The organism is Streptosporangium sp. NPDC023615 (genome assembly GCF_040640155.1).
Lineage (GTDB): Bacteria > Actinomycetota > Actinomycetes > Streptosporangiales > Streptosporangiaceae > Streptosporangium.
In genome coordinates, this window is record NZ_JBFABE010000059.1 from 1 (window position 1) to 21516 (window position 21516).

A 21516-nucleotide genomic window follows, 5' to 3' on the forward strand; every position below is an offset into this window, starting at 1 on the left:
TCTCGCACCGCGCGATCGTCAACCGGCTGCGCTGGATGCAGGAGACCTACCGGCTCACCCCGGCCGACCGGGTGCTGCACAAGACGCCGGTGTCGTTCGACGTGTCGGTCTGGGAGCTGTTCTGGCCGCTGCTCACCGGCGCGGGCCTGGTGGTGGCGCGGCCCGGCGGGCACTACGAGCCCGGTCATCTCATCGACCTCATCGAGACCGAGAAGGTCGCCACGGCGCACTTCGTGCCGTCCATGCTCGACGCGTTCCTCGACACGCCGGACCTGGTCACCGACGACGCCGGCTCCGCGAGCTCCGAGACCCCCGGCTCCCCCGAGGACACCGCGACCGCGCTGCTCGTGGACATCGCGAAGGCGTCCGCCACGGACGGCCCGGACGCCACTCCCGTGAGCGGCGCCCGCTCGGGCGGCGCCCGTACGGGGAGCCTGCGCCGGGTGGTGTGCTCGGGCGAGGCGCTCCCCGCCGACCTGGTGCGGCGCTTCGCCGAGCGGCTGCCCGGGGTGGAGCTGCACAACCTCTACGGCCCCACCGAGGCCGCCGTCGACGTCTCCTGGCACGTGTGCGACCCGGCCGAGCCGACCGTTCCGATCGGCCGCCCGGTCGACAACACCCGCCTGGAGGTGCTCGACGACCGGTTCGGGCGGGCCCCGGTGGGCACCCCCGGGCAGCTCTTCATCGGCGGGACGCAGGTGGCCCGCGGCTACCTGGGCCGCCCCGCCCTGACCGCCGAACGCTTCCTGCCCGACCCCTACGGACCCCCCGGCTCCCGCCTGTACGCCACCGGGGACCGCGCCCGCTGGCGACCCGACGGCGAACTCGACTACCTGGGCCGCCTCGACACCCAGACCAAGATCCGCGGCATGCGCGTCGAACCCGGCGAGATCGAGGCCGCGCTGCTCTCCGAGCCCGAGGTGCGGGCGGCGGCGGTCGTCGTCGAGGGCGACCGCCTGATCGGCTACGTGGTGACCACCGGAACGGCCGGGAGCGACGACGCCCCGGCGAGCGCCGGTACGGCCGGAGACGGCGACGGCCCCGGGAACGCCCCGGGCGTCGACTGGCGGGCGCGGTTGCGCTCCCGGCTGCCCGAGCACATGATCCCCTCGGCCTGGGTGGCGCTGGACGCGCTCCCCCTGACCCACAACGGCAAACTGGACCGCAAGGCCCTGCCCGCGCCGGAGCGGACCGGCGGCGACGCCTTCCGGGTGCCGCCGAGGGACCCGGTCGAGGGACGGGTCGCGGCGATCTGGGAGGAGCTGTTCGACGTCCCCATGGTCGGGGTGTTCGACGACTTCTTCGACCTGGGCGGGCACTCGCTGCTGGCGCTGCGGCTGGCCGTGCGGATCAGGCGGGAGTTCGGCAGGGACCTGCCGGTCGCCACCGTGCTGGCCTCGCCGACCGTGGCGGGCCTGGCGGACGTGCTGCGCCGCCCGGAGGACCTGAGCGAGCAGCGGCTGGTGACGCTCAACGCCGAGGGGGACCGCCCGCCGATCGTCCTGGTGCACGCCCTGGGCGGGCAGGTCTTCCGCTACCAGCCGATGGCCCGCAGGCTCGGCCCAGACCAGCCCGTCTACGCGATCGCCGCCGCCGGGCTGGCCCCCGGCGAGGAGCCGCACACCACCATGGCCGACATGGTCGAGGACTACGTCGAGCGGCTGCGGGCCGTCCGGCCGCACGGCCCGTACGTGCTGGGCGGCTTCTGCATCGGCGGGAACATCGCGATGGAGATGGCCAGGCGGCTGCGCGAGCTCGGCGAGGACGTCCCGCTGCTGGTGCTGTTCTACTCCGACGCCGACGAGCCCGTGATCAACAGCTCGCTGGAGGACGACGCCTCCCTGATGACCCACGCGCTGGCCGGAGGGCCGCTGGAGGCCGACGCCGCGGAGTTCGCCGGGCTCGGCCCGGAGGAGATGCTGCTGGCCGTCATCGCCGCCGCGAGCCGGGAGCAGCGGCTGGCCCCCGACACCGCCGACGTCGAGCAGGCCCGGCGCTTCCTGACGGTGTTCCGGGCCAACGCGCACGCGGTCGGCCGCTACCGGCACGAACCCTACGACGGTGACGTGGCGCTGTTCGCCCCCACCGGAGACCGGCCCGATCTGGGCTGGGGCGACGTGGTCAAGGGAAACCTCGCGATCGAGGCGATTCCCGGCGAGCGCGTGGTCATCCTTTTCGAACCCCTGGTCGCCGAGGCGGCCGCCAAGCTGAGGAGTTGGATCGACCATGGCGTCACCGGACACTGAGAGCACCCAGGGCGCCGGGAGCCCGGGGCCACCCCGGCTCCCGGACGGCGCCGAGAACCCCCGTGACGTCCGGCCCGCCGGACCGGCCGCGACCGTCACCGGCCCTCCCGGGGAGAGCGCAGGACCGGCCGCGCCCGCGGGTGTCGCCGGCCCCGCCGGCGAGGCCGCGGGACCGGCGGACCCCGCCGCGCTCGGGGACCCCGGAGGTCCCGGCGAGCCGGGGAACCCGAAGGACACCGGCGAGGGCGAGCACCCCGGACAGGGCGGGGGCGGGGGCGGGGGCGGCGGCAGCCTCTGGGGCAACCAGGACTTCCTGCGCCTGTGGACCGGCCAGACCCTCTCCCAGTTCGGCTCGCAGATCTCCTACCTGGTGATCCCGCTGATCGCCATCGTCACCCTGGGCGCGAGCTCGACCGAGATGGGAATCCTCGGCGCGCTGCTCCGGCTGCCGATGCTGGGCTTCCTGCTGTTCGGCGTCTACATCGACCGGATGCGCAAGCGGCCGGTGCTGATCTGGTCGGACCTGGGCCGGGCTGCGGTGCTCGCCCTGATACCGCTGCTGTACGTGATGGACGCCCTCACGCTCGGCGTGCTGTACGTGGTCGTGTTCCTGCTGAGCCTGCTGTCGGTGCTGTTCCAGGTCGCCTACCGCTCCTACTTCCCGCTGCTCGTCCCGATGCACCAGCTCGGCGAGGGCAACGGCAAGCTGCAGCTGAGCGAGTCCCTGGCGCAGACGGCCGGTCCCGGCGTCGCCTCGGCGCTGCTCAAGGTCGTGGCCGCGCCGCTGCTCATCATGATCGACGTGCTCACGTACCTGTTCTCCGCGATCGCCATCATGCTCATCCGCAAGCGCGAGGACGCCCCCGTACCGGACGAGGAGACGGCCGGGAGCGTGCACCGGGCGATCTGGGCGGGCTTCAAGTGGATCATGGATCAGCCGATGATCCGGCCGCTGGCCATCGCCAGCGGGCTGTACTCGTTCTTCGTCATGGGCGCCATGCAGTCGATCTACGTGCTGTTCCTGCTGCGGGGCGGGCCCGACCTGCCGCCGGAGTGGGTGGGCATCGTGATGGCGACCGGCGGTGTCGGCGCCATCCTCGGCGCCACCATGTCGGTGAGGGTCATGCGCGGCATCGGGATCGGCCCGACGCTGCTGTGGAGCACGGTGGTCGGCAACTGCGCGCTGCTGCTGGTGCCGTTCGCGTCCGGACCGGTCTGGCTGGCCGCCGGGATGCTCGGCCTGTCCCAGTTCATCGTCTGGGCCAGCAACCAGGTCTTCTTCGTCAGCAACATGACCCTGGTCCAGTCGATCACGCCGCCGCACCTGCAGGCCAGGGTGATCGGCACGATCTACTCCCTCGGCCTGATCCCGGCGCCGCTCGGCGCCCTGGGCGCGGGCCTGCTCGGCGAGACCCTGGGCCTGCGCACGGCCATCCTGTTCGCGGTCGTCGCCGGGGCCATCCTGCCGATCCTGCTGCTGGTCTTCTCCCCCATCCCGAAGGTGAAGAGGATCCCCGGCACCTGACCGGGCGGTGGCCCTCCCGCGACGGGGAGGGCCGCCACCGGCCGGTCGTCGCGACGGCATGCCGGGGGCCGGACACGACGCACCCGGCCGGTCGCCTCCGATCGTGCGCCTGTGGCCGGATACGATGCACCCGGCCGGTCGACCTGGCCGTCGTGTCCCGCGCCACCCCTCAGGAGAACCATGACCAGCCTCGCCGACAGGACCGTCGCGGCCCTGCGCACCACCCATGACGAGCTGACCGCCTTCGTCCGCGACCTGGACGCTCCCGACCTCACCCGTTCCTCGGGCTGCTCGGAGTGGACGGTCGCCCAGGTGCTCAGCCACATCGGCAGCGGCGCGGAGATCGGCCTGGCCACGCTGCGGGCGGCGAGGGAGGGCCGGGACGCCCCCGGCTCGGACTTCATGAACGCGGTCTGGGACCGCTGGAACGCCAAGGGCCCCAAGGAGCAGGCCGCGGACTTCGCGACTGCGGACGCCGAGATCGTCTCCGCGTACGAGAGCCTGGACGCGACCGCCCGCGAGGACCTGAGGATCAAGCTGGGCTTCCTGCCCGAGCCCGGCGACGTCGCGCTGGTGGCCGGGATGCGCCTGAACGAGTCCGCGCTGCACTCCTGGGACGTGCGCGTCGCCTTCGACCCGGCGGCGGCCGTCGCGCCGGAGACCGCCGGGGTGCTGACCGACCTGCACGCCGGGCCGCTCGGCTTCCTGACCGGTTTCATCGCCAGGTCCGACGCCCTCGACCCGCGCGTGGCCACCACCCTGCGGGTCGAGACGACCGATCCCGGGCGGGTGCTGGGCCTGACCCTGGGCGAGACCGTCGGCTTCAGCGAGGCCCCCGAAGACGCCGACGTCGTCCTGTCGCTGCCCGCCGAGGCGTGGGCACGCCTGCTCACCGGCAGGCTCGCGCCCGAGCACACCCCGGCGTCGGTGACGGTCACCGGCGACGGGATCACCCTGGACGACCTGCGCCGGGTGTTCCCGGGCTTCTGAGCCCGCCCACGCCGGATCTCCCCTTGGCGGGGCCTCCACGATCGCCGCCCACGGCGGGACCCGCGCCGTCGTCCCGGGACAGGAGGGCGCGTCCACGTGCCCCGGGCGTCAGCCGGGGCTCGACCGCCCGTGCCGCCAGTACCCCAGGAACGCTATGTCGGACTTCGGCACGCCCCGGTCGTTGACCAGGTGGCGGCGCAGACCGGTGGGCAGCCTGGTCTCGCCCGCCACCCAGGTGTAGAACCGGCCCGGCCGCAGCGGGGAGCGCCTGACCGCCTCCAGGGCCAGCGTCCCGGGCAGGCCGTCCGCGCCGTCGCGGGCCAGCCAGTGCACGCGTACCCCCTCGGGGGCGACGATGTCCGGCCGGATGTCCGCCGTCCGGGGCACCTCCAGGAAGACCTCCGCGACCAGCGACGGGGGCGCGTGCTCCAGGATGGCCAGGATCGCCGGCACGGCGCTCTCCTCCCCCACCAGCAACTGCCAGGACACCCCGGCCGGCGGCAGGTAGCTCATCCCCATGTCGAAGATGCCGGCCGGCGACCCCGGCCGGGCGCTCCTGGCCCAGGAGGAGGCCGGGGCGTCGCCGTGCAGGGCGAACTCGATGTCCACCTCGCCGAGCTCCGGCCGAACCCGCCGGATCGTGAAATTGCGCACCCAGGGACGGCGCGACTTCGGCATCAGGAGCAGCTCCGCCATCCACGCCTCGTTGGAGAAGCTCGGCATCCGCAGCCGGTCCTGCCCCTCGCGGGGGAAGAACAGGCGCACGATCTGGTCGTGACCCATGGGTGTCAGGTGTTCCAGCTCGGGGCCGCCGAGGGTGACGGTCGTGAAACCGGGGCTCAGCCGGGTGCTGGCGAGCACCTCCAGCGTGATCATCCTGCGTGTCTCGGGGGCGCGTACCTTGGGCAGCATGTCGTTCCTCATCGGGTTCGGCCGGTCGGCGGGGATGGCGGTCCCACCGGCGGGCGGGAGCCGCGCGGCGAGGGCCGGCGAGCGCCGAGCATGTGGTCCCGCAGCGGCTTTTTCTGCTTCGCCGCAGGTCAGGCCACTATTATGAGCAATCATTCACGTCGCGCGCCACTCGCTTTCCGGCGCCGTCCAGGAGGTGCCATGACGTCGGACGAACGCCGGCTTCGCCCACGTAAACAGCCACGCCAGACCCGGGCCGAGCTCACCCGGCAACGCATCCTCACGGCGGCTGCTCACGTTTTCGCCGAACACGGCTACGCCTCGGGCACCACCAACCGGATCGCCGAACGGGCCCGGATCTCGATCGGCTCGCTGTACCAGTACTACCCGAACAAGGACGCGATCCTGGTGGAGCTGCTGGTCGCGCACCTCGACGCCGGGATGACCGCCGTCGAGCGGCGCCAGAGCGAGGAGCTGCCCGACTCCCTGGAGGGGATCATCCGCGTCTTCGTACGGGCCGCGATCGAGAACCACCTCGACGATCCGCAGCTGCTGCGCGTGATGGTCGAGCAGGCGCCCCGCTCCGGCGCGCTGCTGGAGAGGATCACCCGGTACGAGCGGGCACGGGTCGCCTACATGCGGGACCTGCTGGACCGTCACCCCGAGACGCGGGTCGGGGACACGCACACCGCGGCCCGGATCGCCGTCTCCACGGTCGAGCTCGCCGTCCACCAGCTCATCGCCTCCCCCGACCCCGTCGACCTCTCCCGGCTGGAGGACGAGCTCACGGCCATGCTCACCCGCTACCTCACGGCCGGGCAGGCCCCTCCCGCCACCGGGTGACGTCACCGGCGACAGATCACCCTGGGCGGCCCGCGCCGGGCGCCCCGGATCCCGTGCCCGGCTCCCGGGACCGGACCCGGCCGCTCCTACCAGGGCACGGGACCCGTGTCGTCGGTGAAGGTGCCGGTGCTCGACGCGCCGAGGAGCTCGATCCTGCCGGCCTGGCCCGAGCGGACGCGGTCACGGGCGGTCGCCGCCTTCGTCCGGGCGAGCACGGAGATCGCCGCCGCAGGCCCGGTGATCGAGACGATGTCGGCTCCCTAGGGCGCCGCGGCGGGCGCGGCCGTCGACGGCGGCGTTCCCAGGGCGCGCAGGCCCCGGTCGACGAAGGCGATCAGCCACTCGAAGCTCTCGTCGACGTCGGCGCTCCACCGGAAGCCGCCGCCCACCTGCAACGTGGCGAAGCCGTGGAAGAGGCTGCGGAGCATGCGCAGGGCGTGGTCCGTCTCGGACTCCGCGATCCCGTAGCCGCGCAGGACCGCCGTGAACGCGCCCAGCGCGCGCCGGCTCTCGGTGGTCAGCGGGTCGTCCGGGCCGGACGGTTCCACGCCGATCGTCGCGGCGTACCGGCCGGGGTGCTCCAGGACGAAGGCGCGGAAGGCGCGCGCCGCGGCCTCCAGGGCGTCGCGGCCGGCGTACCCCTGGACCGCGCCGCCGATGGCCTCGGCCGCCTCGCCCAGTGCCAGGACCGCGATGCGCCGGGTGAGGTCCTCCAGGCCGTCCACGTGCTTGTACAGGGACGGGGGGCGCACACCCAGCCGCTCGGCCAGCGACCCCATCGTCAGGCCCGCGAGGCCCACCTCGTCGGCGAGGGCGGCTCCGGCAGCGACCACGGCCGCCGGGTCCAGGCCGGCCCTAGGCACGGGAGGCGTCCGACCGGAGGAAGTCCAGCACGAGCTCGGTCACCCGCTCGGGGAACTGGTCGTGCGGGTAGTGCCCGGCGCCCTCGATCATCTCCAGCCGGCCGAGGCCGGACGGCAGGGCCTCGACGATCGCCTCACCCTCGGCGCGCGGGTCGGCCCAGTCGGGGTCGAGCGTGCCCATCACGACCAGGACCGGGCAGCGGACGTCGCCGAGCCGCGCGCCGGCGTCGGCCGGGGTGCCCCCGCCCATGCCCCGCAGGGCCTTCATCCGGCCCGGCTCGCGCAGCAGGGAGTCGACGCGGTCGAGCCGCCCGGCCCAGCCGGCGGGCTTCACGCCGGGGTAGGCCACGTCGAGGTAGGAGCGCCAGAGCGGCACGCTGCCGAACGTGGTCGCGCCGGCCAGCCGCAGCATGCCCCGCCGGAAGCGCTTGACCCGCAGGTCGCCGAGGCGGATCGACTGCTTGCGGGTGAAGGGCGTCAGCTCGACGACCGCGGTGACCAGCGAGGGCTCCGCCGCCGCGGCGATCGTGGCGGCGCCGCCGGAGATCGAGTGGCCGACGAGCACGGCCGGGCCGCCCAGGTGGCGGATCACGGCGAGCAGGTCGCCGGCGATGTCGGTGCGGCTCCAGGACGGCCAGTCGACGCTGGACTCGCCGCAGCCGCGCAGGTCGACCGCGGCGACCCGGTACCCCGCCGCCACCAGCGGCGGGATCACGGCGTGGTACGCGGCCCGGCTGTCGCCCATGCCGTGCGCGAGGACGATCAGCGGCCCGGCCCCCGTCACCTCGTAAGCGATCGTGCCGCCGTCGACGGCGAGGTGTTCGGTCATGACGTCCTCCAGGTTTGGCTAACTCGATTAGCTAAAAGCTACTCCCATTAGCCAAACCTGTCAACGACGACCCCCGGCAACGGCCACGAGGAGGGGCAGGACGCCTTCCGGAACGCGACGGCCCGCCCCGGCCAGCCCGCGCGACTCGCCACACCGCCTCCCGCCTCCCCTCTCCCGCCTGCCGGGGTCGGCGCTCCCGCTCCTGCGGATCTACTCGGACGGCATCGGCCGGGTGGCCTGGACCGCGCGGCGCAACCGGCCGTCGGCGGCCAGCTCCCCGAACATGTAGATCTCGGTGACGACGGTGCCGCCCTTGCGCATCTCCGCGACGAGCCGGTACCGGGCGGCGACCTGGTCACCGTCCACCAACGCCTGCTCCACCTCGACACGGACACCGGCGACCCGCTTGCGGGCCGGGCGCATGTGGTCGAGCAGCCGCTGCCGGTCCAGCCGCACCCCGTCGCTGACCACCTCGTAGTCCGGCGTGTGATAGCGGTCCAGCACGGCCGCCGGGTCCTCCTCCCCCAGGCCCGCCTCCTGCGGATAGTGGGTCAGGTAGCCGGCCAGATCGGCGCGAGGCGTCATGCGATCTCCCTGGATCGTCTTATCTTTGACATCGTGTCCATGATAACGCCGGCTGATAGATTGGACAACGTGTCAGAGATAAAAGGCGTCCGGCGCCGTCGGCGGCGTTCGGACGCCGAGCGCAGCGCCGCCGCCGTGCTGGACGCCGCCGTCCAGGTCCTCGGTCGGCACCCGGACGCGACGGTGGAGGAGGTCGCCGCAGCGGCGGGCGTCACCCGCCAGACCGTGTACGCCCACTACCCGTCCCGGCCGCTGCTGGTGGCCGCGGTCGTCGACCGCATCACCGCCGAGGTCATCGCCGCCCTCGACGCCGACGTGGAGAGCGGCACCGCCCTGGAGGCGCTGCTGCGCTGGCTGGACGTCATCTGGCGGCTGATGGACCGGTACCCGCTGCTCCTGCACCCCTCGGTGACCACCGTCGACCCGGCGGACTCCGACCGCCTGCACGCCCCGGTCACCGAGGGCCTGGAGAAACTGATCAGGCGCGGCCGGGCCACCGGCGAGTTCGACGGCGTCCTCGGCCCGGCCTGGCTGATCTCCGCGACGATCGCGCTCGGTCACGCGGCCGGCGGCGAGGTCGCCGCCGGCCGCATGACCACCGACCAGGCGGCGGCGACGCTCCGCCACAGCATCGTGCGCCTGTACGGCGCCCGCGAGCCCTGATCGGCGACGCCCCCGGGCACCGGGCCGCGCCGGGCGAGGTCACCGGGTCGTACGTGGCCAGCGCCCGTACCGTCCCGCCCCGTCGTCGCGCCCGGCACCGGGACGGCGGCCGGCCCGGCGGGTCTCACCCGGCCGAGGGTGGGGACCGCCTGGTGTCGGTCCAGCCCGACTCCAGCACCACGGTGCTCCTGTCGCCCTTGACCGCCAGGCCGATGGAGTCGGCCGGTGGGCGGCGTACTGGTGTATCGCCGGCTAGTACGCGTCATAGACCGCCTCGAAGCGATCTCGCTGGGTCACACGATCTCCTTGCCGAAAGGTGCCGGACGTCTGTTCATGTCCGGCACCTTTGGAAATGTGACACCTCGCCGCGAGTAGATCACATCGCCCGCCTGCCGTTCGGCCACCATGGCCGGCGAAGGCCGGGGGCGCCACGCCGCATCGCGTCCGGCTCCGTCGTCCCGTGACGGCCGGTTCCCGTGTCTGTCGGTGGCGGCTGACAACATCACGGCATGACCATGCAGCCCCCCGACGTCTCCTGGCTCCGCGGCGAATACGGCGAGGAGTGCTACAGCTTCATCTACGTCCGCGCCACGCCTCAACAGGTGATCGCCCGCCTCGGTGGCCGCTGGGAGGACTTCACGCCGGGCCCCTTCCCCGACGACCCGGATCAGTACCCAAGCCACGGGGAGCCTCTCGGCATCACCTCCATCGGCGACTGGACGTTCGTCTTCGACCCCGACTGGCTCGGCACCGACGAAGACGTGATCACCATGCTCTCCGAGGGCACCCGCCTCGTCTCCCAGGCCGCACTCGCCATCAAGGGCCTGGACTACTTCCACTGGTGCGAGGACGGCGAGATCCGGTTCTTCTGGGGGGTCGACGCGGAATATCCGGCGGAGGACCCGGACGAAATCACGGACACGATGACGGAGATCCACAGGCTCCACCCGCCGTTTTCCCACCACTACTACCAAGGGCCGGCGTTCCTGCTCGTCGAGCACCTGACCGGGATCAGGGTGACGGAGCGACTGCTGAAGGACTCCACGTTCATGTGGGGCTTTGCCCCAGAACGGACCGCGCCGCCCGCCGGCGAGCTTTTTCGTCCTGAAGCGACAGCTCAGAGCGGGTGAACCGGCAAAGACGAACCCTCGGCCCCGCCGGGCAGGTCGTCGTTCGGCTCCGTCCGGCCCGAGCGGCTCCGCATGACCCGCTTCCGAGCACCGGAGGGATCTAAAGGATCGCCGATCCGTCTTACGGGAGTCGGAACCAGACCGTCCCGCCCGCCTCGTCGTGGTCGGCACCCCAGGCGGCGGCCAGCCGGTCCACCCAGGCCAGGCCGCGCCCGCTGAGGCTGTCCTCGTCGGTCGTCCGGATCGCGGGCACGCTGGTCGCCGAGCCTTCGTCGGTCACCTCGACGTGGAACAGACCCCCGCCCAGTCCCACCCGGACCGTGATGAGCCCGTCCGGTCCGGCCGAGTCGCTGTGCAGGATCGCGTTGGTGACCACCTCACTGACGAGCAGTTCGGCCGTCTCCAGCGTCTCGGCGGTCACATGACCGCGCAGAAGCTCCACCGTCCACGTGCGCGCGGCCCCCGCCGACCGTGCGACGCCGGGAAACTCCCGCCGCCCGAGAACGCGCAGCCCGTCCCAGCGCCCGGCCGTCGCACCGTGGCCGATCCGGTCGGGCGCGCTCACGCGATCGCCGCCGATGCGATCATGTCGGCCGCGTTGTCCGCCTCGGCGCAGATCCATTCGCGCCGCCGCCACAGTACCGACCACCACGGCCGCCAGATGAAGACCCACCCCCACGCGCGGTGAACGACACGGACCCGGAGCCGCACCCCGGACGCGGACATGATCTCCAGTACCGGCGGCCCTACGGCGGGGACCACCACCGAGGTGGAGATTCCCAGAACCCTCAGGTCCCAGCCCAGCCGTACGAGGTGGATGTACTGCTCCTGCTGCGGATCGTGCTTTCGCACCGGTGTCGCCATCTTCACACCACCTCCGTAGTTGCCTGACTACACTCCGGAACGTACCGCAGGTCATAGGGCTCTGGTGGTTACCTTTGGAAACTTCCAAAGCGGAGGAACGGAAGGAAGGTGCGAACTTGACCGCTGACACGAGTCCCACCGTGCGCAGACGTCGCCTGGCATCGGAGCTGCGACGGCTGCGCATCGAGCGCGGCCTGTCCATGCAGGAGGCCGCGGAACGGATGGAGCTCACGCCGGCCTCCGTCAGCAGGATCGAGACGGGCCGCCGAGGCATACGCCCGCGAGACCTCCGCGCCTTCCTCGACATGTACGAGGTGCCCGAAGCCGACCGGGAGCCCCTGCTCGCCCTGTCCAGGGAGGCGCGGCAGCGAGGATGGTGGCAGAACTACGGGGACGTGCTCCCCGGTGATTACGCGACGCTCATCGGGCTCGAAGCCGAGGCGACGTCCCTCAGGACGTACCAGCAGACGCTGGTGCCGGGAATGTTGCAGACCGCCGACTACGCACGAGCCCTCATCGCGGCAGGACGTCCAGGAGACACACCGGAGGAGGTCGAGCGCAGGGTCTCCGTGCGGATGGAGCGCCAGAAACGGCTCACGGACGGCGACCCGCTGGAGCTCTCCGTCGTTCTCGGCGAAGGCGTGGTGCGTCAGCACGTGGGAACGGCCCAGATCACCGCCGGTCAGTTCAAGCACCTCGCCGAGATCGGCCGCCTCCCCAACGTGATGATCCAGATCCTCCCCTACCGGGCCGGGGCGCATCCGGCGATGACCGGGTCGTTCACCGTCGTGGGCTTTCCCGCCTCGAACGACCTGGACGTCATCTACCTGGAGAACATGTCCAGCGGCCTGTATCTGGAGGACGCCGCCGACGTCCGTCGGTACGTCTCGGTGTTCGACTACCTCAGGGCCGCGGCCCTCAGCCCCGCCGAAACGGCGGTTATGCTGATGAACGCGCCGAACACCGTGGCGTGAGTGTCCAGCCGAAGGGGCGTCAGATGTCCGAACCGGTAGACCTGACCATCGCCACGTGGCGCAAGAGCTCGCTCAGCGGAGCCAACGGTGACTGCGTGGAGGTCGCGGACCTGGGCGGCGTCGTGGCCGTCCGCGACTCCAAGAACCCCGGCGGCCCCGCACTCGTCTTCGCCCGTGACACGTGGTCGGCCTTCGTCACACGGCTGAAGAACGACGCGTGACGAAGGCCGAAACTCAGAGCGGGACACGGCCGATGATCGGTGAACGCGGAGCATCAGACGCTTCGTGACCCGCCGGGATCGCGCGGGCCACAGGCCGCACGATCCCGGCGGATCCGGGGAAGCGTCAGGTCACCAGGTCGGCGACCAGTTCGAGCTGTTCCAGACGCAGCCGCAACGTCGGGGTGACCAGGCCGACGACCAGGCTGGTGGCGCCCGCCTCGCGGTAGGCGGCGACGCGCTCGCGGAGCTTGCCGGGCGGCCCGCACATCGTCATCGCGTCGACCAGGCCGTCGGGCAGCAGTGACATGGCCTCGCCCTGGCGCCCGGCCAGGAACGCCTCCTGGATCTCCTCGGCCTCCTTCTCGAAACCCAGGGAGCGGGCCAGCCGGTTGTAGAAGTTGGTCCGGCGTGAGCCCATGCCGCCCAGGTAGAGGGCGAGCATCGGCCGCATCATGTCGAAGGCCAGCTCCTCGTCCTCGTCGACGAGGGTGAGGATCATCGGGGCGACGTCGAAGCCGTCCAGGTCGCGGCCGGCCCGCGCCGCGCCGGCGCGCAGGTGCGCCATGCGCTCGGCCAGGTGCTCGGGCGGGAAGTGGATCGCCAGCCAGCCGTCGGCCAGTTCCCCGGCCAGCGCGGTGGTCTCCGGGCCCATGGCGCCGAGATAGACCGGCAGGTGCTTCTGGACCGGGGAGACGCCCAGCGAGAGTTCCTTGCCCTGGCCGCCGGGGAGCGGCAGCGTCATCGTCTCGCCCGCGTAGCTCACCGGGCGGCCCTCCAGGGCCAGGCGCAGCACCGACAGGTAGTCGCGGGCGCGGGCCAGCGGGCGGTCGAACCGCTCGCCGTGCCAGCCCTCCACGACCTGCGGCCCGGACACGCCCACGCCCAGGCGGGCCCGGCCGCCGGAGACCTGGTCGATGGTGGCGGCCGTCATCGCCGCCACCACGGGCTTGCGGCCCGACATCTGCAGCACGCCGGTGCCCAGGCCGATCCGTTCGGTCTGCCCGGCGATCCAGGCCATCAGGCTCGCCGGGTCGGTGCCGTAGGTCTCCGCGGCCCACACCGACTCGTAGCCGAGCCGCTCGGCCTCGCGGACCAGGGTGAGGTGGTCGGCCGGTCCGAGACCGGCACCGCCCCAGTAGCTCATGCTGTAACCGAGACGCATCCGATCTCCTCTGCGATGACGGCGGCGAGCAGGTCGGGGACCTCTTCGGCCAGCCAGTGTGACGCGTCCAGCTCGCGCATCGACAGGCGCCGCGCGCTCTGCCTGCGCCAGCCGAGCAGCCCGCCGCGCGACACCGAGCCGTCGCGGCTGCCGTACAGGACGGTGATGGGGGTGGGCAGCGGCGGCGCGGGGCGGTGCCGGTACCCGGCGAGCATGCCGAAGTCGGCGCGCAGGGCGGGCTCCAGGATGGGCCTGAGCACCTCGCGCTCGGCCACCTCCGCCGGGACGCCGCCCAGCTCGATGAGCTGGTCCCAGAACAGCCAGGAGGGCAGGGACGGCAGCCTGCGCAGCAGGAGCGTGACGTCCGGCGCGGCGAAGGACCCCACCAGCAGCCGCACCGGCCCGGCCGGGGCCTGACCCGGCCCGGGTGGCGTGCCCGGCCCCGGTGACGCGACAGGCCCCGGGGGCGGTGCGAGTTCGGCGAGGCGGCGGCAGACCAGGTAGGCCAGGAGCGCGCCGCTGCAGTAGCCGAACAGCGCGTACGGCTCCCGCGCCGTCGCCAGCAGGTCGCGGGCCAGCGCGTCGACGAGCGCGTCGAGGTCCTCGGCGGGCGGTTCGGCGAGCCTGGCCTGACGGCCGGGCAGGTTCACCGACCACACCTCGACCTCGTCGGGGAAACGTTCGGCCAGGCCGGTGAGCGAGGCCGGGCCGCTGCCCGCGTTGGGGAAGGCGTACAGGCGGATCCGGCCCTCCCGCCGCTCCCCCACCGGCACGAACCACGGGGAGTAGGTCACGATCCCGCCCCTTCCTGGATGTAGGCGGCCAGTTCGGCCGGGGTGGGATGGTCGAAGACCGCGCGTACGCCGATCGGGTGACCGGCGAGGTCCTCCAGCGGGGCGATCAGCCGCACCGCGAGCACCGAGTGCCCCCCGTTGAGGAAGAAGTTGTCGTGCTCGCCCAGGTTCGGGCGGCGCAACGCCTCCCGCCAGAGCCGCAGCACCCCCTCGGCGAGTTCCGAGCTCGCCGGTGCCTGCGGGGCGGCCGGCGCGTCGTCCTCGGGTACGGTCAGCGCCCGATGGTCGATCTTGCCGTTGCCGGTCATGGGGAGCTCCCCGGTCAGCACGATCCCCGAGGGCACCGCGTAGTCCGGCAGCCGCGTCCCGGCGTAGCGCCACAGCTCCTGGCGCAGGGCCGCGACCGCGTCCTCGTCGGGCTCGGCCGTGGGCTGCACGAACGCCACCAGCCGCTCGTCGTGCACGATCACGGCCGCGACCTTGACGGCGTCGTGGTGGTGCAGCACCGCCTCGATCTCGCCCAGCTCGATGCGGTGCCCGCGCAGCTTGATCTGGCGGTCGTCGCGGCCCAGCAGCTCCAGGGTGCCGTCGTGCCTGAGCCGGGCCATGTCGCCGGTGCGGTAGAAGCGCCCGTGGCGGGGATGCTCGCCGAACCGCTCGGCGGTGAGCTCCGGCCGGTTGACGTATCCGGCGCTCACCCCGTCGCCCGCCAGGCACAGCTCGCCCGGGACCCCGGGAGGGGCCTCGCGGCCGTCCGCGTCCCGTACGAAGATCCGGGTGTTGGCGAGCGGCACCCCGATCGGCACCGGGTCGGACGGCGGGGCGGTGATCTCCGCGGCGGTGGACCAGATGGTCGTCTCGGTGGGGCCGTAGACGTTGAACAGCCGGCAGCCCAGCCCCAGCAGGTCGGCGGCGAGCGCGGCGGGCATGGGCTCCCCGCCGCACAGCACGATCCGGCCCTCCAGCTCGCCGCCCGCCTCGGGGGCGATGAGCCGCCAGGCCGTCGGGGTGGCCTGCACCACGCGCACGTCCCGGGCGGCGATGAGCTCCAGGAACCTGCGCGGCTGGAGCTGGTCGTCGTCGGAGGCGACGACCAGGGTGCCGCCGGCGACGAGCGGGAGCATCAGCTCCAGCGCGGAGATGTCGAACGACGTGGTGGTGGACCACAGCACCGCGTCCGACGGCCCGGCCGCGAGCCGGCCGGCGAAGTCCAGCACGAGGTTGGCCAGGTTGCCGTGGGTGACGGCGACCCCCTTGGGCCGCCCGGTGGAACCCGAGGTGTAGATCACGTAGGCGATCGAGTCGCCGGTGATCGCCGCGGCGGCCCCGGCGGGGTCCAGCCTCGTACCCCCGGCGCCGGGGGACGCCGGCATGGCGATCACCGGGATCTCCCCCGCCCACGGGGCGTCGGCGTCGGAGATCACCAGCCGGGCGCGGCAGTCCTCCACCTGGTAGGCCAGGCGCAGCTCGGGCTGGCGCGGGTCCAGCGGCAGGTAGGCGGCCCCGGCGGCCCAGACGCCGAGCACCGCGGCGACCGCCGCCGCCGAGCGGGGCAGGCCGAGCGCGACGATGTCACCGGGGCCGACGCCGTAGGAGACCAGCGTGTCCCTGACCGTCGCCGCCCAGGCGAGCAGCTCGTCGTAGCCGACCTCCCGGTCGCCGTCGAGGACGGCCGCGCCGGTGTGGGCGGCGATCCTCTCCGGCAGCGTGGCCGGTCCCTCCCAGGTCCGCGCGGTGTCGTTGAGCCGGTCGAGCAGCGCCCGGTCGGACGCCGAGAACGCCTCCAGCGCCCGCTGGGCTCGCCCGCCGTCCTCGGCGGCCCGCCGAAGCAGCGCGGTCATCCTGGAGACGAACGCGGCGATCTCGGCCTCGTCGTGGACCTCGGTGCTGTGCCAGACCCGGATCGTGAGCCTGCCGGGCTCCTGCACCGCGATGCACTGCAGGTCCAGGCGGCTGCGGTCGAACAGGTCCTCGACGTACTCGGGGACCGATCCGCGGATGCTGACCTGCTCGTCGGTCCACGGCCGGTAGTTGAACATGTGCCGGAACAGCGGCACCCGCCAGTCGCCGGTGTCGTGCCCGCGCTCGACCAGCACCGCCTCCACCGAGGCGTCGGCGTGCTCGACGGCCTCGAAGAAGGCGTCCTCGACGCGCCGCACCAGGGCGGCGAAGCCCTCGTCCGGATGGGCGAGGACGCGGATCGGCAGCGTGCTGACGCCGTAGCCGACGTGCCCGCGCATCGCGGCGGTCCGGGTGGTGACCGGCATCGCCGCCACCAGGTCGGGGCCGGCGCCGTGGGCGTGCAGGGTGAGCATGAACGCCGCCGCCAGCACGATGTTGTCGGTGGTGCGCAGGCCGGCCCGGAGCGTGTCGAGCGCCCGGCGGGTGTCGGCGTCCACCTCCCACGAGCAGGTGTGCCCGGCGAAGGTGGGCCGGGCGGGCGAGGGCCTGCTGCCGGGCAGCACCATCGCGCCGGGGTCGACGTCGCGCAGCCGCTCCAGCCAGTAGTCCAGCGAACCGCGCGAGGCACGGCCCGGTTCCAGCATGGGCGCGGTGCCGGTGAGCGCGGCCGGGAGCGGCTCCTGGCTCGTCTGCGCGTCGTAGAAGCCGCCCAGCTCCTCCACGAGGAACTGCATCGAGGTGGCGTCCACGATGATGTGGTGCGCCACCAGGCAGACCACGCTCCCGCCGCCGTCGGGCAGCGTGAAGTGCCCCGCGCGCAGCAGCAGGTCGCGGTCCAGGTCGAAGGGCACGTCGAGGAACGCCTGGAGGTCGGCGACCAGCGTCTCCTCGGTCGTCTCCCCGTTCACCAGCTTGATCTGCGCGTCCTTGGGCGCGGTGAGGTGCCGCACGGGAGCGCCGTCCACCTCGGGGAACCGCAGGCGCAGCGCCGGGTGCCGCTTGAGCAGCCGGTTCACCGCGATCTGCAGCGGGAGCCTGCGCAGCGGCTCGCGGGTCCTGAACGCCACCGCCAGGTTGGACACCCCGCTGGACCCGGCGAGCTGCTCCAGCACCCAGAACGAGTACGGCACCGCCTCGGGCCTGCGCAGCGGCTCCTCGGGCTCGGGCAGGCCCTCCGGTGTCCTCACCGGGAGCCCGGCACTGGCAGGCCGCTCCCCCGGCTCTCGCCGGGCGTCCCCGGCCGCTCCCGCGACACCGGGCTCCCGGCCCGCCGGAGCGGGCACGGGGGCGGCGGCAGGGGTCGCGGCCACCGGTGCCGTGACGGGGCCCCGCGCCGGTACGGAATCGGCGACCGGTGACGGGGCCGGTGCGGCGGTGCCGTACCTCCCGGGAACGGGCAGGCGCTGCAGGGGGTGGTCGGGGTCGAGCGCGACCCAGTCCACCGGGCAGCCGAGGGTCCACAGCCGGGCGACGGCCGCGAGCAGGCCGCGCCGGTCGTCACCGCAGTCGAGGGTCGTCCCCTCGCCGGCCCGCCCGGCCCGCTCCCCGGCCGTTCCCACCAGCAGGGACGTCGGCGGCACCGGCTCCGCGACACCGGCGGGGGCTCCCGGCCCGGTGGCCGCCGTGGAGGAGGCCGTGGAAGCCTCCGTGGAGGAGGCCGTGGAGGAGGCCGTGGAGGAGGCCGTGGAGGAGGCCAGGCGGGCGATCGCCTCGTCGAGGTCCACGGCTCCGGACAGGACGGCGGCGGTGAGCTCGCCGACGCCCTCCCCCGAGCAGGCGAGGGGGGTGACGCCCCAGCCGGTCAGGGTCGCCGCCAGCGCGTGGGTGACCGCGAACGTCACCGGGTCGTCGTCGCGCTCCCCGGCGAGCCAGGCGTCGTGAACGTCGACGCCGTGCCGCTCCAGAGCCTCCAGGCAGACGTCCACGGCCTCGCTGAACAGCCGCTCCGTCCCGTAGAGGGAGGCGCCCAGCCGTCCGGCGCCGCCGGAGGGGAACACGAAGGCCGCACCCGCCGCGCCGTCCGCCACCGTGGCCGTGGCCGTGGCAGTGGTCGCGGCCGTGGTCAGGGCCTCGGCGGCCTCGGCCGGGGTGGCGGCCACGACCGCTCCCCGTACCGGGTGCGCGGTGCGGCCCCGTTGCAGGACGGCCACGGCGTCGGCGAACCGGTCGGCGGGGAGGCCGGCGAAGAACTCCGCCAGCCTCGCCCGTACGGTCCCGGCCTCCTCGGCCGTGCGGCCCGACCACACGACGACGCGGGGCCGGCCGTCGGCGGGCAGGTGGACCGGGGGAGGACCGTCCCGCACCGTCAGCGGCACCCGGGACGCGGACGCCCCGGGGGACGTGCCCGCCCGGCCGGTGCCCGAGCCGTCCGCGACCGGTCCCCGGCCGGGCGATCCGGACCCGCTGCGGGCGGGGCCGGAGCCTGCCGGGGAACCGCCGGCGACGTCGATCACGGCGTGTACGAGATCACCGTCCAGCAGGGCGTCGCCCAGGCGCCGGAGCACGATCGGGGTGCCCGGTCCGGCGACCGCGCGCAGGTCCGGCCCGGCCGGGGCCACGGCGAGGTCGCAGGCACCCGAGGCCAGGGCCAGGCAGGCGGCCCCGGCGGTGTCACAGGCCGCGAACACGCCGGGCAGGCGGGCGGGGTCGTACCCCGCGTCCTCCAGCGCGGCCTCCACGGCCGCGTCCGGGGTCCCCGGGGCGCTCCCCGGTCCCTCACCGGCGGCCGGCGCGTCCCGGGCGCTCCGTAGGGCGTCGGCGCTCCGTAGGGCCTCGGCAGGGTCGGCGGGGAGCGGCACGCGTGAGCCCGTGCCGATCACGGCGATCGGCGAAGTGTCCGTCACCGAGGCGACCCGCCGTCGCGGCGGATGCGGGAGCGCACGTCCCGGCGGCTGCCGCCGACGGCACGCAGGCGGGCGGGCTCGCTCCTGGCCGGCTCCTGCTTCACCGGTTCCCGCGCGTCCTCGACGAGGCGGCTCAGGGCCCGCACGTTGGGCCGGGTGAACATCGACGTGACCGGGAAGTCCAGGCCGAGCTCGCCCGTGAGGTCGGCGTGCAGCTCGACCAGCGCCATGGAGTTCAGACCGGCCTCGAAGAAGTTCTCATCGGGATCGACGGGTCGCCCCAGGCGCGCCTCTATCATCTCCGCGACCCTGTCGGCGGCCGGGACGCGCTGCCCCGGAGAGCCGGGTGGCCCGCCCGCTCCCTCTCCGCGTCGCGGCTCCGCTCCTCCCGGCCGACTGCCCTGGATCATCCGGTGCCTCTCGTTCAGTTCGTGAGGCGGCCCGGATCCGGGCACGCCATGGACCGATCCTCTGACACCTATTCGGACACGACAAGAGTATATTTTTCGCCTTTTTGAATCCGTGACCGGAAAGAGCTCCAAGAATCCGGAGGGAACATCCGAAAACACCGACGGCCACCGCCGAAGCGGTGGCCGGGAGTACGCGAGGACGGATCAGGCGGGGTTGGAGACCGCCGCCCCGATGGTGTGCACACGCAGGGCGTTCGTGGAACCGGCGGTGCCGGGAGGCGAGCCGGCGACGATGACGACCTTGTCGCCCTTCTCCAGGCGGGAGTTGGCCAGCAGCGAGGCCTCCACCTGCCGGACCATGTCGTCGGTGTGGTGCACGAACGGCACCTCGAAGGTCTCCACGCCCCAGGTCAGCGCGAGCTGGTTGCGGACGTGACGGGCCGAGGTGAAGGCCAGCAGCGGGATCGGCGAGCGGTAACGGGCCAGGCGGCGGGCCGTCTCGCCCGACATGGTGAACGCCACCAGCGCCTTGGCGCCGACGATGGCGCCGACCTCGGCCGCGGCGCGGGCGATGGCGCCACCGGTGGTCTCGGGCAGCCGGTCGAGGCTGTGCGTGGCCTGCAGCGAGCTCTTCTCCGCCGTCGTGGCGATGCGGCTCATGGTCTCGACGACCTCGATCGGATAGTTGCCGACCGATGTCTCCCCCGAGAGCATGACCGCGTCGGCGCCGTCCATGACGGCGTAGGCGACGTCGGAGGCCTCGGCGCGGGTGGGACGCGGGGCGGTGATCATCGATTCGAGCATCTGGGTGGCCACGATGACCGGGCGGGCCTTCTCGCGGCAGAGCTCGATGGCACGCCTCTGCACGATGGGCACCTCCTCCAGCGGCAGCTCGACGCCGAGGTCACCGCGGGCGACCATGATGCCGTCGAAGGCCTCGATGATCTCGGGGAGCCGCTCCACGGCCTGCGGCTTCTCGATCTTGGCGAGCAGCGGGAGGCGGATGCCCTCCTGCTCCATGATGTTGCGCACCACGTCGGCGTCGGAGGGACGCCGGACGAAGGAGAGCGCGACCAGGTCGAAGCCGGTCCGCAGCGCCCAGCGCAGGTCGGTCTCGTCCTTGTCGGTCAGGACGGGGGCGCTGACGTTGACGCCCGGGAGGTTGAGGCCCTTGTTGTCGGAGATCATGCCGCCGATGACCACGCGGGTGGTGACGCGCTGGCCGTCGACCCGGGTCACCTCGAGACGGACACGGCCGTCGTCGACCAGGATGTTGTCCCCGGGCCTGACGTCCTTGGAGAGCCCCTGGTAGGACGTGGAGACCTGCTCGCGGTCGCCCGGGACGTCCTCGGTGGTGATCGTGAAGACGTCACCGAAGCCGAGACGGACCGGACCCTCCTCGAACTTGCCGACCCGGATCTTGGGACCCTGCAGGTCGGCCAGCAGACCTACGCCACGTCCGAGCTCGGCGGCGGCCTCCCTCAGGCGGTCGTAGACCTCCTTGTGCAGCTCGTGGCTGCCGTGGCTGAGGTTGAAACGGGCCACGTCCATCCCTGCCACGATCAGTTCGCGTAGGCGTTCGGGAGAGGAGGTGGCGGGGCCTAGAGTGCAGACGATTTTCGCGCGACGAGTCACGGATCCCACCCTAATTGGTACAGACCACTTGGTCGTGACGTTGGTCAGAGCGCCGATGAAAAAACCGGTGACATTACGCTACCTTCCGTGAACACCAGGTTGCGAATCGACCACCTCGCCCCCGGCCG

Annotated in this window: 20 protein-coding genes; 9 read left to right on the forward strand and 11 right to left on the reverse strand. The window is 73.1% G+C overall.

Features of this window, described 5'->3' with window-relative positions:
* The 3 genes from AB0G16_RS29975 to AB0G16_RS29985 all read left to right on the forward strand — a co-directional run.
* Positions 1-2246 (forward strand): AMP-binding protein (locus AB0G16_RS29975; RefSeq protein ID WP_362812312.1); only part of this gene is annotated, 2246 nt, incomplete at its 5' end.
* Complete coding sequence (locus AB0G16_RS29980; RefSeq protein ID WP_362812315.1) at positions 2227-3771, forward strand: MFS transporter; 1545 nt, start codon at positions 2227-2229, stop codon at positions 3769-3771. The genes AB0G16_RS29975 and AB0G16_RS29980, both read left to right, overlap by 20 nt.
* 180 nt (positions 3772-3951) lie before the next feature.
* Positions 3952-4761, forward strand: coding sequence for a maleylpyruvate isomerase family mycothiol-dependent enzyme (locus tag AB0G16_RS29985; protein WP_362812318.1), 810 nt, complete (start codon positions 3952-3954; stop codon positions 4759-4761).
* 108 nt (positions 4762-4869) lie between these two features.
* Here the strand turns inward: AB0G16_RS29985 and AB0G16_RS29990 are convergent, their stop codons facing one another.
* Entirely contained in the window at positions 4870-5673 is an 804-nt protein-coding gene (locus tag AB0G16_RS29990; RefSeq protein ID WP_362812321.1) for a siderophore-interacting protein, read from the reverse strand.
* A 198-nt stretch (positions 5674-5871) separates the two neighbouring features.
* On the opposite strand from AB0G16_RS29990, the gene AB0G16_RS29995 reads away from it, so the two are divergent.
* Both AB0G16_RS29995 and AB0G16_RS30000 read left to right on the forward strand, forming a co-directional pair.
* On the forward strand, positions 5872-6513 hold the full coding sequence (locus AB0G16_RS29995) for a TetR/AcrR family transcriptional regulator (protein ID WP_362812324.1): 642 nt from the start codon (positions 5872-5874) through the stop codon (positions 6511-6513).
* 105 nt (positions 6514-6618) lie between these two features.
* The gene (locus tag AB0G16_RS30000) at positions 6619-6777 is read left to right on the forward strand and encodes a hypothetical protein (protein ID WP_362812328.1); all 159 of its coding nucleotides are present in this window, start codon (positions 6619-6621) and stop codon (positions 6775-6777) included.
* Here AB0G16_RS30000 and AB0G16_RS30005 read toward each other — a convergent pair.
* The 3 genes from AB0G16_RS30005 to AB0G16_RS30015 all read right to left on the reverse strand — a co-directional run bounded on the left by AB0G16_RS30005 (position 6774) and on the right by AB0G16_RS30015 (position 8790).
* On the reverse strand, positions 6774-7376 hold the full coding sequence (locus AB0G16_RS30005) for a WHG domain-containing protein (RefSeq protein WP_362812331.1): 603 nt from the start codon (positions 7374-7376) through the stop codon (positions 6774-6776). The two genes, AB0G16_RS30000 and AB0G16_RS30005, sit on opposite strands and share 4 nt — an antisense overlap.
* The gene (locus tag AB0G16_RS30010) at positions 7369-8205 is read right to left on the reverse strand and encodes an alpha/beta hydrolase (protein WP_362812334.1); all 837 of its coding nucleotides are present in this window, start codon (positions 8203-8205) and stop codon (positions 7369-7371) included. The genes AB0G16_RS30005 and AB0G16_RS30010 overlap by 8 nt, the downstream gene beginning before the upstream one ends.
* 210 nt (positions 8206-8415) lie before the next feature.
* Positions 8416-8790: a nuclear transport factor 2 family protein gene (locus AB0G16_RS30015; RefSeq protein ID WP_362812337.1), complete on the reverse strand. Its 375-nt coding sequence runs from the start codon at positions 8788-8790 to the stop codon at positions 8416-8418.
* A gap of 69 nt (positions 8791-8859) precedes the next feature.
* On the opposite strand from AB0G16_RS30015, the gene AB0G16_RS30020 reads away from it, so the two are divergent.
* Together AB0G16_RS30020 and AB0G16_RS30025 are read left to right on the forward strand one after the other, a co-directional pair.
* On the forward strand, positions 8860-9453 hold the full coding sequence (locus AB0G16_RS30020; protein WP_362812340.1) for a TetR/AcrR family transcriptional regulator: 594 nt from the start codon (positions 8860-8862) through the stop codon (positions 9451-9453).
* Positions 9454-9962: 509 nt separating this feature from the next.
* Positions 9963-10583 (forward strand): DUF6461 domain-containing protein, encoded by a 621-nt coding sequence (locus AB0G16_RS30025; protein WP_362812342.1) that lies wholly within the window; start codon positions 9963-9965, stop codon positions 10581-10583.
* A 121-nt stretch (positions 10584-10704) separates the two neighbouring features.
* Here the strand turns inward: AB0G16_RS30025 and AB0G16_RS30030 are convergent, their stop codons facing one another.
* Positions 10705-11148 carry an ATP-binding protein gene (locus AB0G16_RS30030; RefSeq protein WP_362812345.1) on the reverse strand — a complete coding sequence of 148 codons (444 nt, stop codon included), beginning with the start codon at positions 11146-11148 and terminating at the stop codon, positions 10705-10707.
* Complete coding sequence (locus AB0G16_RS30035; protein WP_362812348.1) at positions 11145-11435, reverse strand: hypothetical protein; 291 nt, start codon at positions 11433-11435, stop codon at positions 11145-11147. The genes AB0G16_RS30030 and AB0G16_RS30035 overlap by 4 nt, the downstream gene beginning before the upstream one ends.
* Before the next feature lie 128 nt (positions 11436-11563).
* Here AB0G16_RS30035 and AB0G16_RS30040 point away from each other — a divergent pair, with 128 nt between their 5' ends.
* Positions 11564-12421, forward strand: a complete 858-nt coding sequence (locus AB0G16_RS30040; RefSeq protein WP_362812351.1) for a helix-turn-helix transcriptional regulator — start codon at positions 11564-11566, stop codon at positions 12419-12421.
* A 23-nt stretch (positions 12422-12444) separates the two neighbouring features.
* Positions 12445-12642 carry a DUF397 domain-containing protein gene (locus AB0G16_RS30045; RefSeq protein ID WP_362812354.1) on the forward strand — a complete coding sequence of 66 codons (198 nt, stop codon included), beginning with the start codon at positions 12445-12447 and terminating at the stop codon, positions 12640-12642.
* Between the two features lie 124 nt (positions 12643-12766).
* Here the strand turns inward: AB0G16_RS30045 and AB0G16_RS30050 are convergent, their stop codons facing one another.
* The 5 genes from AB0G16_RS30050 to pyk form a co-directional block, all read right to left on the reverse strand.
* Positions 12767-13804 carry an LLM class F420-dependent oxidoreductase gene (locus AB0G16_RS30050; RefSeq protein ID WP_362812357.1) on the reverse strand — a complete coding sequence of 346 codons (1038 nt, stop codon included), beginning with the start codon at positions 13802-13804 and terminating at the stop codon, positions 12767-12769.
* Complete coding sequence (locus AB0G16_RS30055; RefSeq protein ID WP_362812360.1) at positions 13783-14598, reverse strand: alpha/beta fold hydrolase; 816 nt, start codon at positions 14596-14598, stop codon at positions 13783-13785. Before AB0G16_RS30055 ends, AB0G16_RS30050 begins: the two co-directional genes overlap by 22 nt.
* Positions 14595-19343, reverse strand: a complete 4749-nt coding sequence (locus AB0G16_RS30060) for an amino acid adenylation domain-containing protein (RefSeq protein WP_362812363.1) — start codon at positions 19341-19343, stop codon at positions 14595-14597. The genes AB0G16_RS30055 and AB0G16_RS30060 overlap by 4 nt, the downstream gene beginning before the upstream one ends.
* A complete protein-coding gene (locus tag AB0G16_RS30065; protein WP_362812366.1) occupies positions 19340-19753 on the reverse strand; it encodes an acyl carrier protein in 414 nt (137 codons plus the stop codon). Before AB0G16_RS30065 ends, AB0G16_RS30060 begins: the two co-directional genes overlap by 4 nt.
* 204 nt (positions 19754-19957) lie before the next feature.
* Positions 19958-21388: a pyruvate kinase gene (pyk, locus tag AB0G16_RS30070; protein WP_362812369.1), complete on the reverse strand. Its 1431-nt coding sequence runs from the start codon at positions 21386-21388 to the stop codon at positions 19958-19960.
* Positions 21389-21516: the final 128 nt, after the last annotated feature.